9 protein-coding genes are annotated in these 14,331 nt (G+C 65.7%); 5 read left to right on the forward strand and 4 right to left on the reverse strand.

Features of this window, described 5'->3' with window-relative positions:
- Positions 1–56: 56 nt before the first annotated feature.
- Positions 57–3,650, reverse strand: a complete 3,594-nt coding sequence (locus tag FK256_RS11705) for a DEAD/DEAH box helicase (protein ID WP_141424878.1) — start codon at positions 3,648–3,650, stop codon at positions 57–59.
- 231 nt (positions 3,651–3,881) lie between these two features.
- On the opposite strand from FK256_RS11705, the gene FK256_RS11710 reads away from it, so the two are divergent.
- Entirely contained in the window at positions 3,882–4,541 is a 660-nt protein-coding gene (locus FK256_RS11710; RefSeq protein WP_141424911.1) for a GOLPH3/VPS74 family protein, read from the forward strand.
- 84 nt (positions 4,542–4,625) lie between these two features.
- On the opposite strand, the gene FK256_RS11715 is transcribed toward FK256_RS11710, so the two are convergent.
- Complete coding sequence (locus FK256_RS11715; RefSeq protein WP_141424879.1) at positions 4,626–5,273, reverse strand: TetR/AcrR family transcriptional regulator; 648 nt, start codon at positions 5,271–5,273, stop codon at positions 4,626–4,628.
- A gap of 67 nt (positions 5,274–5,340) precedes the next feature.
- On the opposite strand from FK256_RS11715, the gene FK256_RS11720 reads away from it, so the two are divergent.
- Positions 5,341–6,435, forward strand: a complete 1,095-nt coding sequence (locus tag FK256_RS11720; RefSeq protein WP_141424880.1) for an NAD-dependent epimerase/dehydratase family protein — start codon at positions 5,341–5,343, stop codon at positions 6,433–6,435.
- Positions 6,436–6,453: 18 nt separating this feature from the next.
- Here the strand turns inward: FK256_RS11720 and FK256_RS11725 are convergent, their stop codons facing one another.
- Positions 6,454–8,073, reverse strand: a complete 1,620-nt coding sequence (locus tag FK256_RS11725) for a cation:proton antiporter (RefSeq protein ID WP_009232583.1) — start codon at positions 8,071–8,073, stop codon at positions 6,454–6,456.
- A gap of 630 nt (positions 8,074–8,703) precedes the next feature.
- Here FK256_RS11725 and FK256_RS11740 point away from each other — a divergent pair.
- The 3 genes from FK256_RS11740 to FK256_RS11750 all read left to right on the forward strand — a co-directional run bounded on the left by FK256_RS11740 (position 8,704) and on the right by FK256_RS11750 (position 13,168).
- Complete coding sequence (locus FK256_RS11740) at positions 8,704–10,050, forward strand: DUF4921 family protein (protein WP_141424882.1); 1,347 nt, start codon at positions 8,704–8,706, stop codon at positions 10,048–10,050.
- Between the two features lie 400 nt (positions 10,051–10,450).
- Positions 10,451–10,849, forward strand: a complete 399-nt coding sequence (locus FK256_RS11745; RefSeq protein WP_141424883.1) for a hypothetical protein — start codon at positions 10,451–10,453, stop codon at positions 10,847–10,849.
- A gap of 135 nt (positions 10,850–10,984) precedes the next feature.
- The gene (locus tag FK256_RS11750) at positions 10,985–13,168 is read left to right on the forward strand and encodes a DUF6571 family protein (RefSeq protein ID WP_141424884.1); all 2,184 of its coding nucleotides are present in this window, start codon (positions 10,985–10,987) and stop codon (positions 13,166–13,168) included.
- Positions 13,169–13,437: 269 nt separating this feature from the next.
- Here FK256_RS11750 and FK256_RS11755 read toward each other — a convergent pair whose 3' ends face one another.
- On the reverse strand, positions 13,438–14,304 hold the full coding sequence (locus FK256_RS11755; protein WP_141424885.1) for a glutathione S-transferase C-terminal domain-containing protein: 867 nt from the start codon (positions 14,302–14,304) through the stop codon (positions 13,438–13,440).
- Positions 14,305–14,331 lie beyond the last annotated feature (27 nt).

The raw sequence follows: 14,331 nt of genomic DNA on the forward strand, positions 1-14,331 counted from the left end.
CCACCAGACCCCACCGTCCCCGTACGCGCGAACCGCACCCGCTGGCGCTGAGAGCCTCAGTCCTCGATGAGCTCGCGGATCTCGGCGGCGGTCAGGGCCGCCGGGCTGAGGCCGCCCGCACCCGCAGCCCCGGCTGCGCCCTCGGCGCCGGCCTCGACGCCGTCGGTCCCCTCGACGACCCGGGCGAAGAGCTCGGCCTTCTTCTCCTTGAGGGCCATGACCTTCTCCTCGATCGTGTCGGCCGAGACGAGGCGGTAGACCATGACGGGCTTGTCCTGGCCGATCCGGTGGGTGCGGTCGACGGCCTGCTCCTCGGTCTGCGGGTTCCACCACGGGTCCAGCAGGAAGACGTAGTCGGCCTCGGTGAGCGTGAGCCCGAAGCCGCCGGCCTTGAGGGAGATGAGGAAGACGTCGGCCCCGCCGGCCCGGAAGGCGTCGATGACCTCCTGGCGGTTGGAGGTACCACCGTCCATGTAGGCGGTCCGCACACCGGCGTCTTCCAGGTGCTCGCGCACGCCGGAGAGGTAGCGCGTGAACTGGGAGAAGATGAGCGCGCGGTGCCCCTCGGAGACGATGGGGCCCAGGTGCTCCAGCAGCACCTCGACCTTGGCCGACGGGCTCGGCCGCCGACCGGGCCCCGGCTGCCCCTTGGAGGGCGCGGTGGCCGCCTTTCCCGTCATGCCGCGGACCGGCTTCTTCCCGGGACTATCCGTTCTGGAAGCGTTGTCCCCCGCCTGGGCGTCGACGAGCGCCGGGTCGAGCGCCATCTGCCGCAGGGTGGTGAGCGCCTTGAGGGCGATGAAGCGCGACTGCGCCGTGTCCTCCTCCAACAGCCCGAGGATCTTCTGCCGCTCGCGCGCCAGGCGCTGGTCGTAGGCCTTGCGGTGCTTGGCGCCCAGCTCGACGGCCAGGACCTGCTCGGTCTTGGCGGGCAGGTCCGCGGCCACCTGCTCCTTGGTGCGCCGCAGCAGGAAGGGCCGCATCCGGCGCCGTAGCCGCCCCAGTGCTTCGGCGTCCCCGCGGTCGATCGGCTTGCGGTAGACCTGCCCGAATCGCTCGGGTTCGGGCAGCAGTCCCGGCGCCGCAATGCTCATGAGCGCCCATAGATCCATGAGCGAGTTCTCCAGCGGCGTTCCGGTGATCACGATGGTCGACGGCGTCCGCAGCCGTCGCACGGCCTTGTAGGTGGCCGAGGCGTGGTTCTTGACGAACTGGGCCTCGTCGCACACCACCCAGGACCAGTCCTGGGCGATGAACTCCCCCTCGCACATGCGCGCGATCGTGTAGGAGGTGACGACGACGTCGCAGCGCGCCGTGATCTGTTCCAGGGTCTCCTCGCGCTTGGCGGCCGTCCGCGTCACCGCCCGTACCCGCAGCCCCGGGCAGAAGCGCTCGGCTTGCTCCACCCAGGAGCCGACGACGGAGGTCGGCGCGATGACGAGCACCGGCCCGGTTCCGTCCGGCTCGTTCAGCGCATCGGAGTCAGTCGATTCGCTGTCCTCATCGGTACCGTCGTCGACCGATGCCTCGCCCCCGGCGCCCTCGCGCTCCTCGACGAGCCGCTGGACGGCGGCGAGTACCTGGACGGTCTTGCCCAGTCCCATATCGTCGGCCAGGACCCCGCCGAGGCCGGCCTGACGCAGGAAGTCCAGCCAGCGGTAGCCCTCGAGTTGGTAGGGGCGCAGCGTCGCCCGCATCCCCTCGGGTACGGGAGCCTCGTCGGCGCTGCCCCCGGCATCGGCGACAGCGTTGTGCCCAGCCGCGGCCTCGGCGGCGCGCGCCCGCTCCAGCAGCCGCCCGACCCGCTCTTTCCAGCGGGCCGTGGCCCGCCCGATGACGCCGAGGGACTCCAGGACCTCGTAGTAGCCGGCGTGCAGAGCACTGACCCGCAGGGTGCCGTGCGCCTGCGGGTCGGCGAGCTCGCGGCCCTCCTCCATGAGGCGGGCCAGGGTCTCGATCTCCGGGCGGTCGATGCTCACCCAAGTGCCCGACTCCAGGAGCACCTCGGGCTCTCCGGCGGCCACGGCCGCCATGAGCAGGGCCAGAGGGATCTCCTCTTCGCCCACGTGGACGCGCACGGACAGGGAGAACCAATCGGGGCGGTCCTCGTCGTCGCTGACGCTGGTGGTGATGACCGGGGTGTCGGCGGCCTCGCGGTAGTCGGGGACGTCGTCGTCGACCTCGACGTCGAAGGCCTCTATCTCGCGCAGGACCGGCAGCGTCTCGGTCATGAAGCGGGCCGTGGCCATGCCGCGCAGGTCCAGGGGGTGCCAGACGGCCGGGTGCCGGGCGGCCAGGGGCAGCAAACGGTTGAGGACCTCGCGGGCCAGGCGGATCTCCCCCTCGATGTCCCGGCCGGCGGCCCCACCCTCGATACGGCCCTCAGCGGCCGCGGAAAGGTCGGGGACGCCGTGACTGTGCCGGGCCTCGCCGTCCTCGCAGATGTAGCGGATCGACCACTCGGTGGTCAGGTGATGCTCCTCGGCGTCGACGTGGACCGCGAGCGCGGCGCGCAGCGTCGTGGGCCGGGGCATGCGGATGGAGGCGTCGGCGGACAGGATCGGCAGTGCCCGGGTGAGGGCCTCGAGGTGCTCGGTCTCGAAGCGCTCGACGTCTCCGGCCGGGATGGTGATGGCCTCACCGTCGCCCAGCAAAACCCGGGAGAGCGCCTCGGTGGGGCGCGGCTCAATAGGCATGAGGAGCAACTCGCGCCCGGGCATCCACGTGTAGAAGCCGTGGACCGGGTCGCCGATCGGCATGAGGGAGAAACTGAGGTTCAGTCCGGGGTCCTGTAGGCGGCGCAGCTCCTCGACGTCGTCGATCTCCAGGGCGGGGGCGATGACGACGCCTCCGTCCTCCTCCCGGATGAGGTGGACGCCGCCGCGCAGCCCCTCGGCGAGGTGGACGGGCATGCCGTGGCGCTGGGCGGTGGTCAGGGTCAGGCCAGCCGCCATTCCGCGGCGCAGCACGTCCCAGACAAGGGTGGGTGCGGTGGTCAGGGAGATATGGTCGTCGGCGTAGTAGAAGCCGGAGCCGCCGGCCATGCCGGCCAGCTCGCGCAGGACGCCCATGACGGTGTGGTCTACCTCGTCGTCGAGGCCGCCGGTGGCGATCTGGCTCCAGGAGGCGCCCTGCTTGTTCCATCCGCGTTTGCCCTCGATGAGCGGCAGCATAGACAGCCCCCGGGGAGTGCCCCACAGGTTGCCGGGATCGTCGGCAATCTCCAGGGCCATCCGACGGCGGGGCGCGCGCTCCACCTCCAGCAGACCGGCGAGCCGGCTCTCCCAGGTTGGGGGCCGGGAGGCGTCCCCGACATCGGGCTCCTCCTGCGCCAGGGAACGTGCCGTGATGAGCAGGGCCGCCACGTGCTTGCAGTTGGTGCCCACCGGGCACGAGCAGTTGCCGGCCCAGGTCGCCGGGCCTCTCCGGCTGTTCTGCTTGCGGAAGACCATGGTCTGGTAGATGCGGGTTCCCGAGCCCTTGGACTGGGCGCTGATGATGTCCCCGTCCCCGGCGACGCCGATGCCCCGCACCCGGCCCTTGCGAGCGTAGTCCAGGCCGCGCTGGAAAGCCCCGCGGCCGACCCGACTGATGATCTGATCATCAGTAAGTCCCACCGGCCAGTCGTCATGCCGAATCGCGCGCGCCATGGCCACCAGATTACGGACCGGGCACGACACGATCGCGAACCGCCGGCATGCCGGCCCAACGCCCAACGCGAACGGGCCCGGCTACGCACCTGCTGAGACGGGAGCTGGACGAGGGTATGGTCCCGGGCTCCAACGTCTCCACCTCCGGGAGGACCCGGGCCAGATCCGGATCTCGCACCTACGAGGGATCACAGATGGGTCACGGCGCGTTGTACTGGATGCATGAATGCGATGCTGATCTGTGAAGAATTGTTCCTCCTGCTGACCAAGGACTCCGGAAAGCCCGAGAGTCGCATGACCTACCCAACCTACGGACTCACCGGCGCACTGCTCACCGACCTGCTACTGGCCGGCCGTATCTCCCTGACCGAGGACCGCAGCCCCCGCGTCTACATCGTCAACTCCGGGCCCACCGGGCACCCCGTACTGGACTGGGCGCTGACGGTCCTGCCAGCCAAGGACGGCAAGCGCTTCTCCTCCCTGGTCCCGTGGGGCAAGCTCAACCCCACCCACCGTATTGCCGAGTCCTTGGAGGCGGCCGGCACCATCCGCATCCACACCGGAGGCCTATTCGGCTCCTTCAACCCGACCTACCCCACACTCGACCCCGTCCCCGAGCGGCAGCTGCGCGAGCGCATCGACGGCGCCCTGCGCGGGGTGCAGCCGCCCACCGGACCGGACGTCGCCCTGCTGGCGATCCTGCAGGCACTCAATATCGCGCCGGTCGTCCTGCCGCAGCAGGAGACCGGGCTCAGCCGCGGTGAGCTCAAGCGCCGGATCAAGGAGGTCTCAGGGGAGAGCCCCGTGGGCCGCGCGGTGCAGCGGGCCGTGGACGCCACGACGATGGCTATCATCGCGGCCACGAGCGCAGCGGTGGTGTCGACCAACTGATCGGAGGCCACCCCGCCGCCAAGACTCGCCCTCGTGGCCGGCCAGTCATCGGCGGCCGAGTCCCCTGCAGCACGCCAAACCACATCACCCGCAACCGAGAGCCCGCAGCAGCAAGTTCTGCTCGACGTCGGACAACGGCTCGGCCCCGTCGTCTCCGGTCGCAAAGGCAATCCCGACAAGGACCGCTCCCAGGACCAGTCGGGCTCCGGCATGAGGATCCAGATCGGGAGCGCCCTCACTGCGCGCCCGGGCCCGGTCCCGGATCTGCTCCAGGTGAGAGCCAGTGGCGGCGAGGAGCTCCCCGAGGAGCAGTTCCTTGAGCTCCGGGTCCTGCGGCAGCTCGCCCAGAAGAGACAGCACCGCCTGGCCTGTGGCCCCCGACAGCGCCCGGTTCTTGTGGGCGATGAAGGCCTGCAGGTCACCTTGCAACGAACCAGTATCGAAGTCCTCAGCCGCGGCAGCGCCGGAATCCACAGCCTCGTCGGTCACGCCGATCTCGATCATGCGCCTGGTCGAGGCCAGAACGAGTTCGCGCTTAGTGGGCCACCGGCGGTAGAGGGTGGCGGTGGAGACGCCCGCACGCCGGGCCACGGCTGCCGTCGTCAGCGCGGCGTAGCCGCTCTCGGCCAGGAGGTCGCGCACGGCCAGCATGATCGCCGGCCCCAGAGCGGCGTCAACCGGCCGCCCCGGGGCGCGCTTGCCCCTCGGCGCTTGTGAGCCCACTGCGTTCATGGGGCGATCGTACCGACCAATAATGAAACTGATTGACTTCGTTTCCTAGAGCTGTCAGGCTGCGTCCATGCGATCTTCGGCAGCACACTCCACTGACAACTTCGACTCCACCATCGATCTGAGCGGCATACCGATCGACACCAGCAGCCCCGTCATGGTCACCGGCGCCACCGGCTACCTGGGCAGCTGGGTCACCAAGGGCCTGCTCGACGCCGGCCTCACCGTCCATGCCGCCGTGCGCGACCCCCAGAGCACGAACAAGGTGGCCCACCTGAATCGCATCGCCGAGCAGGCGCCGGGCACCCTGCGCCTCTTCGCCGGCGATCTGCTCCAGCCCGGCTCCTACGACGAGGCGATGGAGGGCTGCACGGTCGTCATCCACACGGCCTCGCCGTTCATTCGCGCAGTCGATGATCCCCAACGAGATCTTGTCGCCCCAGCACTGCAAGGAACTCGCAACGTGCTGGCCGGAGTCGGACGCACACCATCAGTCACGCGAGTGGTCCTCACCAGCTCAATCGCCGCCATGTACGGTGACGCCGCGGATATCGAGGGCTACCCGGGGCGAATCCTGACCGAGACCTGCTGGAACACCACCTCCTCCCTGTCCCATGAGCCCTACCCCTACTCCAAGACGCTTGCGGAGAAGGAGGCGTGGCGACTGGCCGCAGGACAGGATCGGTGGAGGCTGGTGACCATCAACCCGTCCATGATCCTCGGCCCCTCACTGGGCAGCGCCCCCACCAGCGAGAGTTTCACCACGATACGGATGATGATCGACGGCACCGCTCGCCTCGGGGCGCCACGCGTGGGAATCAGCGTCGTCGATGTCCGCGAGGTGGCCCAGGCGCATATCGCCGCCGCCTTCCTGCCCGAGGCCCACGGCCGCTACATCGCTTCCGCGGAGGATACCGACATCTTCGCGCTCACAAGCACTCTGCTGCCGCGCTTCGGCAGGTCGCTCCCATTGCCGCGGCGCGCCCTGCCTCGGCCAGTAGTAGTGGCCATGGCACCCAGGCTTGGACAGACTCGAACCTATATTCGACGCAATGTGGGCTACACGGTCCGCTCCGATGCCTCCCGGAGCCGCCTCGAGCTGGGCACCCGCTACCGGCCAGCCCAGGCGTCACTGGAGGAGATGGTCGAGCAGATGCTCCCCTAGCTCGGCAAAAGACCGGCGTCACCCGCCTCGGGGCCGACGGCGCCTGGCTGCCCGGGCCGTGCCGCCGCGCCGTCGTGAGTGGTGCCAGCGCTCGCGCCACAGGGCGTGGTCCTGCTCGATCTCGGCCAGGCGAGCAGCCAGGCGATGCGACTCCTCCAGCGACAGCCCCCGGGCGTGCACCCCCAGCTCGGCCAGACGCTGAATCGCCGGCGTCGCCTGCTCGCGCAGATCGGGCCAGCCCACCAGGTCGGGCTGGGCCCGCCGACTCACCCCTCCGGCCGGGGCGAGAGAGTCCGCCGGCAACCTGATACCGCTGGGCGGCGACGCCGGCCGCCGCGGCTCCGAGACGTGCTCGCCGGCCGGGACGGTGGCCTCCTCGGGGGTGCGCCCGTCGGGAGCGGCGGGTCCCTGGGCCACGCGCATCACCTCGTTGGCCGGAACGTGGTCGCTCTTGCGCCCCAGAGCCAGCCCCGCTGCCGGCATAACGAGTACCGAGAGCACCCCGGCCAGCACGAGCGTGGAGGCGAAGGAGGTCGACATGGCCTCGGCGCTGACCGCCACCTGGGTGACGGCCACGATGATGGGCAGCGCCGTCGTCGAGTAGACGGCGATCTGGAGGCTCTGGCGCATCGAGTAGGCGCGTGAGCCGTCTCGGCGCCGCTCCATGCGAGAAGCCAGCCATACCGGCACCCCCCGTACGAGTACCAGCAGCACGAGGAAGGCCAGCAGGTTGACCACGTCCCCGACATGGAGGCCGAGATCGATGCCCATGCCGGAGGTCACGAAGAAGATCGGCACGAAGAACCCGTAGGCCAGGCCGTCGAGCTTCTCCTCGAACTGGGCGTCGCCCTCGGGCAGGACGTGGCGCAGGACGAAACCGGCGGCGAAGGCCCCCAGGATGACGTCGAGGTCGAAGACGGCGGCGATCGCGCACAGCCCCACCAGCAGCAGGACGGTGGCGCGGATGGTGGTCTGCGCCGTCGTCGAGGCTCCTAAGTGGATGGCCTTCACCAGGCGGCGCCCCACGCGTTTGACGCGGCTGGTGAAGCGGACGATGAGCAGGGTGATGACGAGGAAGACGCCCAGGATCACCAGGCTCGCCCAGGTGGAGCGCGAGCCCAGCAGCAGCGCCATGAGGAGGATCGGGCCGACCTCGCCGACGGCTCCGTGGTTGAGGATCGAGGCGCCCACCGCCGTGGGCAGCAGACCGCGGTCGCGCAGGATCGGCAGAATCGTACCGATCGCCGTCGAAGTCATCGCGATGGCGATGGCGATGCCGTTGGCCGATAGCGCGCCGCCGGTCACCCCGATAACCGTCACGGCCCCGAAGGCCAGACCCAGCGAGAGCATCCAGGCGATGGCGGCGTGACGCCCGCCCGCCCCGCGCAGCTCGTTGACGTCGATCTCGTAGCCGGCCATGAGGAAGAGGAAGGCGACACCGAGCTCGCGCAGCAACTCGATGGAGGAACCCTCACCGGCCAGCCCCAGGCCATGGGGGCCGATGACCATACCGCCCAGGATGAGGAGGACCACCTCGGGCACGAGCCGCTTGGGGATGGTCCATGAGACCAGCGGCGCCACGAAGGCCACCGCCACGATGAGCAGCAGGGAGGTGAGGACCTGAGCCAGGTCAGTCATAGATGCATCGCCTCCTTGTCTCTGGTCGATCGGGTGCGGGGAAGTTGGGATCGCAGCAGGGCCGGGCCCGGCGCATAAGTCTGCACAAGCCAGTGAGACTACCCCGACCTCGACGGGCCGAAGGCATCAGTGCGTTCGCAAGACCACCCGAACCCTTGATGACGTGATGCGTTGATGCGTTGATGCGACCCTGATCGTGTGAGGACAACACTTGAAATCGATGATCGGGTCCTGTCCCTCGCCCGTGAACGTGCCCACCGCGAAGGAGTGTCACTTGGGCGCACCGAGATGACGAACACTGATCGCCTGCGACGTGGTCTCTGGGCTCAGCGAGCTGACATCACTCGATGAGCACGTCTTTCTTGTCGACGACGCCCCGCTCGCCGAACCGTCCATCAGCTTTTCAGGCCTGAAGGGCCCGAAGCAAGTGACCGACCTGCACCTGGTAGACCTCGCTGCACACCACAATGCTGTTCTCGCGACCATGGACGGACGCATGCTCCAGGCATTCACGTCACCAGACCGTCGATACCTTGAGCTCATTCCTATATAGGGAGACTCAATCAGTCCCACAGAGACGCAGAGGCATCCGAGGGAGCGCGGGCCGCCACAAGGCGTCACAATGGAGGCATGCTCATGCCGTACGCCCCCTCCGCCGAACCACTCACGCGCCTGGCCGATGGGACGGTCAAGCAGATCAACCCCTTCACCGGCACCGAGGTGTGGACCGTGCCGGGCCGCGCCAACCGCCCCATCTCGCACCCGGTGGCCGAAGTCCGCCCGCTCGAGGCGGCCGATCGCACCCACAGCTGCGCCTTCTGCTCGGCACGCTACCTGGACACGCCTCCGGAGAAGGCGCGCGTCGTGCGCCGGACCGACGGCAGCTTCGAGCGTCTCGACACCGTGACCGCCTCCGCCCTGTTCGACACGGTGGCCGAGTTCCGGCGGGTGCCCAACCTCTTCGAGATCCTCTCCTTCGACTACTGGCACATCAACCACGGCTACGAGATCCCCGACGCCGCCCGTGAGCGCATGGAGGCCTACCTGGCCGAGCCGGCCGGCGTCGAGCACGTGGAGCGGGTGGCGCGCACCAAGCTGGCGGCCGCGGGCGCAGACCCGGCCTCCTGGGACTCGATGGACGCGCGGGCCCGCCAGACCTTCCTGGCAGCCTTCTTCGCCGGGGGCCACGACGTCATCATCGGTCGGCGCCACTTCACCGACGACGCCGTCGACACCTCTGCCCTGGCCGGCTCGGGAACGCTGAGCGTGGCCGAGCACCGCGCCTACACGCACCTGGCGATCCACGCGATGCAGAGCCTGTACGAGGCCAACCGGTGGGTGCGCTACGTGGCCGTCTTCCAGAACTGGCTGCGGCCGGCCGGGGCGAGCTTCGACCACCTGCACAAGCAGCTGGTCGGTATTGACGAGCGCGGCGTGACCAGCCAGCTGGAGTTGCAGAAGGTGCGTGCCAACCCCAACTTGTACAACGAGATGGCCGTGGACTACGCCGCCTACCAGGGGCTGCTCGTGGCGAGCAACGAGCACGCGGTGGCCTTCGCTGGGTTCGGGCACCGCTACCCAACGCTGGAGGTGTACTCGACGTCGGCCATGCCCGAGCCGTGGCTCATGAGCCGCGAGGAGGTCGACGCCGTCGCCGACCTGGTCCACGCCCTGCACGCGGCCACGGGCGCGGACGTGCCCAGCAACGAGGAGTGGCACCACAAGCCCCTCGACGTGGACCAGCCCATGCCCTGGCACATCACGCTCAAGTGGCGGGTCTCCACCCTGGCCGGGTTCGAGGGCGGCACGAAGATATACCTCAACACGATCGACCCGTGGACGCTGCGCAACCGCGTGGTGGCCAGACTGGAGGACCTGCGGGCGGACCGGCTCATCGCGCCGATGACCGTGGGCGAGGAGTGTCCGATGACGCCCAACCGGCTCCTGTACAACCCGATCCTCACCGCCCGGCCGTGAAGTCTGTCCGGCACAGGCCGACGTCGAAGCGCTCTCCCAGCCGACACCCGCATACCCATACCGTTCATCTACCGCTCAGGTTCTCGAGGCGACGGTAACGATGCCGTCTCTGCACCATAATCAGGATGAGACAACGAACAAATACATCCGATCGATCATTTAAATACTGAGAAGAATGGGGCCGCCACCCCATGGTGAGTTGTCCCCATAATGAGAAATCACTATTCAAGAATGTCCGTATTAAAGTAATAAGGCCGATGGCCCCAGTCGCCAACCGGCAGACGCTCATTACGCCCATCTCCATCCCATCCTTCGCAAGCATGAGCCACGGGCATACCGGCAGTACGCGATACGACATCGCGGCACTCACCTACCCGGAACTCAGAGAAAGTGAGTCCCCATGACCGACACCGACCCGGACAGTGCCGCCGACGGCAAGGTTGACAATATGAAGCTGAAGGCGATCGAATACGTCGCCGACGAGACTTCCGCAGTTCAAACGTTTCTGAACTCCACGTGGATAACAAAAGACCACACCTATACTGAAGAAGGATACACAGGAGTTTTCACTGGCCACCAGACCGTCAGCCAGATGCAGTCCCGCCTAGGCGAGAACCTGTGGAACTCCTCGATAGCCGAGCAGTATTTTCAACGAGTCAGAGACTCCCTGAACTCGACGGACACTGCACTCAATTCGATTTCAGGCACCCTTAAAACCGCAAGAGATTACCAAGTCAACTGGGTGGGCGAAAAGGTTACACCCGAAAGCGAAGAGGCGTCATGGCAAGCCGCCCGGTAGGAAGCCGGGACACAAGCGGTTGACGGACATATCCTCGCCAGCAATCTTCCCGTTGCGACACCACTCACCTCATCATAGAAATAAGCCCCGCAGATGATGATCTGCAGCACACACCCAGAGAATGCGAGAAACAACATGACGTACGTTAAGTATGATATGACAGGAATGAGGGCATTGATTGATGATCTCAACGATCGTGCCGCAGAAATCGACACACAGCGCAGGCGCATCAGAGATTGTAGTACACGTAACCACGATCCCGTGCCTGATGCCGTCCTCGCGCTTGACAAATCTTCGGGACAGTCCGATGCGGCGGCGACTACCAATATGGGCGCATCCGCAAGCGCAGTAGAGCAAATTGCCTTCGACCTCAAGGAAAGACACGACGTTATCGTCGAGATCAATAGCCTTGGAATTAGTGACGCCTTCAATTCTGGCACATTGACATACTACATCCCTGACGACCAGGATGATACCGTTGCAAACATGCGGACTTTCAATGTCGATGCGGCACAGCAGGCCAGATCGGAAGCCGAAGAATCAAAGACACTAACCGGCGACGACCTGCTTTCCTTCTTGACCAGCAAAGTCCACAGCGGCCAGAACAACCCAATATATGCCGCGGTGTTCGCAGACACCCTGGGGGCAGAGGGCATGGCAAATCTCGCTGAGAGCGTTCAGACGTACTGGGAATTATGGCAACAGAATCCAGCAACCAATGGCACCGAGGACATTGCAACGAAATTCAATGAGAATCAGGAAAGGTATTTCAGTGCATTGTCTACGCTTTCTAACACTCTCGGAATGGCGTCCACATCGCAAATATGGACGCCCCAACACAAGCAGAAGTACGCACATAGCCTGGCATCACTTATCAACGATGACGGCACGCCGCCATATATGCCTTACGCAGTCAATCTGCTTCTTTCCGGGGCAAACCACTCGGCAACAAACACGATTGCTCTAGGAGACGCCACCGCCCGAGCCGGAGGAGTATTTGATTCGGAGTTTCTCTCGACTATTGCCAAGGACCTCCAGGAAAACGAGCAGAAGTCCTCGGGAGTGCCTTCATGGGAAATGAAGATGATGGCGAATATGTACCCTATGAGGAGGATGGGGGACTGGGATCCGTTTACCGGACTCCTTACTGCAATGGGAAGGAATCCTGAGGCAGCACTGAACTACTTCGTTCCACCAGCAAAAATAGATCACAGCGATGATTCTTATACAGTAGAGGATTCGCCGACCTTCAGATGGCTCATGTCCCGTCACTGGGACGAGGCGAGTATGGAAGGGCTCACTGCTGCATTTGCTGGCGCCTCTACGTTCCGAGTTCCTGACGACGGCTTCAAGGATGAACAAGCGGCCTGGATCACCGAGCAGGCCACGCTAGCTCTATCGGGCTATAGCGATGACTCAAAGTTTAACCCGGCTTGGAATCCACTTTCTCGCCAGAATACGGCCATCATGCTGGGAAACTCTATGCCAGACGTTGATGCCGCCGCACGCAGTAATTCCGCTTCCACGAAAGCAACTCCTTTCGAGGCGAACTATCCAGCGGTATGGACTCAAGTTCGGACAGATGAGATTCGAGCGCTCCTTCAAATACTGGGCACCGACGATACCGCACTAGCCACACTCGGAGAAACGGCCTCACGTTTCTGCGCCGAAAGAACGAAGGCCGACTCAAATATAGAATACTACACCGACAAGCCCGCAGAAACAGCAGTGGCTCAAACTGCGAAAGACTGTGAATTCAACAACAGTATGATCGGCTTCATACTAGGCGCGGCTCAGAAGGGCAGAGAACTCGGTGACGAAGACAAGGATGCAGGAATCGGTCTTCTGTTCTCGGCATTGTCGAACGGCTTGAAGTTCATTCCCTCACCCCAGTCTGCCGCAGTTGGTTCCGCCATTTCTATCGCCCAGTCTCACGCTCTGAGCTACTTCAGCAGTGCACTCACATCCAACACTCCTAAAAACACGGTCAAAGACTATGGGGACGCATGGCAGGCACAGAATATAGCCAGTTCCCTTAACGCCCTTGCAGAAGCAGGTCTTATTCCTGATGGCGCATACACTGATATCCACGGCAAACCTTATGTTTATAGCTGGCTTAACGAGGACGGAACCATCAATGTGGACATGTTTACGTTCAAGCCGGACGGGTCTGATGACGAGAATAAACAAGTCCGCGACTACTGCAATGATCTCGCCGGCTGGGCCGATGAGGATCCCGATTTCAATGCCTGGGGAGCCCAAGCTACAAGCAGAAAATCAGCATACGAATCAGGCGTTAAAGAGGGCAGAAATGATTAGGAAAATTTCTGATTCTTCTCAGCTGCCCGCTCGGACGCAGTCCTTTCCTCATGGATCGACCACCCGCCCGCCTCATGATCCACGACCGCTCGGCATCACCGATTCGTTCCATCCCGGGCCCTCCATGCGGTCACCGCTCGTCAGGGACAGTTCTCCGAGATAGGCGTCCCCGCTGCATGACTGCGTAGCAGTCATGCAGCGGGGACAGTAGTGAGTCTGGTGGAGTAGGCCCGCAAAGGTCTCAGGGGCACGACCCGGCCGCAGGGACCTCAGCAGCCCAGGGCGCTGCGCTCCTCGGGGCCCACCCAGCCCGAGCGGCTCTCCAGGGCGCGGAACCAGCGGGCCAGCGCCGGCCAGAAGGAGATCGACGGCGCCTCGCCGCCGGGGTAGTGCTGGCGCCCGCCGTACTCGTAGGACTGGACGGTGGTGAACAGGCGGATGTCGCTACCGGTGGGCTTGTCGCCGCACAGGAACTGGCCGATCGAGACGACGGCGGATAGGGCCGGCCCGTCGAGCATCGTCAGGCCGTCCTCGCGGGAGGCCTCCATTCGCGTGGCCCGGGCCAGGAGGGTGTCGATGACGTCGAAGCCCACGAGCACACCGTTGGCCGCCACCGCAGCCTTCTCCGGGTCCTTGGAGTGCGTGGCCACCGCGTGGCCGGTGTTGATCTGGGAGCCGATCCACTCGTCCCAGGCGTCGGTGGAGTTGCGGCGGTTGAGCGGATAGAGGTCCGGGGCGCCCTCGCGCTGGAGGTCCCACCAGGCGGTGGACAGGTCGAAAAGCATGTCACCGGAGTCGTCGCTGACGACCTCACCGGTGGTCATGTCCACAAGGGCCGGGACGGTGGGGGCGGGCTCATAGCCCGGAGTCTTCTCGTAGACCTCGGCCAGGGAACGGGCGCCGAGTGCCGGGTCGATGCCGGGCTCGCCGTCGGGACCGGTCAGCTCCCAGTAGCCGTCCGCGCCCTTGCCGTAGCTCCAGGACACGGGGATCGCCTCGGTCAGGCCTAGCAGGCGCCGGGCGATGAGGACGCGGCGGCACCACGGGCACGAGCCCGCCGCCACGAGTCGATAGCGCCCCGCCTCCACGGGTAGATCGCCGCTGGGTATGAATCGGTGTGAGACTGCGATGGCCATGGGGTGCCTCCCGGGAGGGTCGTCAAG

It is taken from the genome of Actinomyces johnsonii (genome assembly GCF_006546835.1).
Taxonomy (GTDB): domain Bacteria; phylum Actinomycetota; class Actinomycetes; order Actinomycetales; family Actinomycetaceae; genus Actinomyces; species Actinomyces johnsonii.

Coding starts and splice junctions, on each gene's coding strand:
- FK256_RS11750 (WP_141424884.1), top strand. CDS start 10,985: ATGACGTACGTTAAGTATGATATGACAGGAATGAGGGCATTGATTGAT.
- FK256_RS11715 (WP_141424879.1), bottom strand. CDS start 5,273: ATGAACGCAGTGGGCTCACAAGCGCCGAGGGGCAAGCGCGCCCCGGGG.
- FK256_RS11720 (WP_141424880.1), top strand. CDS start 5,341: ATGCGATCTTCGGCAGCACACTCCACTGACAACTTCGACTCCACCATC.
- FK256_RS11740 (WP_141424882.1), top strand. CDS start 8,704: ATGCTCATGCCGTACGCCCCCTCCGCCGAACCACTCACGCGCCTGGCC.
- FK256_RS11705 (WP_141424878.1), bottom strand. CDS start 3,650: ATGGCGCGCGCGATTCGGCATGACGACTGGCCGGTGGGACTTACTGAT.
- FK256_RS11710 (WP_141424911.1), top strand. CDS start 3,882: ATGCTGATCTGTGAAGAATTGTTCCTCCTGCTGACCAAGGACTCCGGA.
- FK256_RS11725 (WP_009232583.1), bottom strand. CDS start 8,073: ATGACTGACCTGGCTCAGGTCCTCACCTCCCTGCTGCTCATCGTGGCG.
- FK256_RS11755 (WP_141424885.1), bottom strand. CDS start 14,304: ATGGCCATCGCAGTCTCACACCGATTCATACCCAGCGGCGATCTACCC.
- FK256_RS11745 (WP_141424883.1), top strand. CDS start 10,451: ATGACCGACACCGACCCGGACAGTGCCGCCGACGGCAAGGTTGACAAT.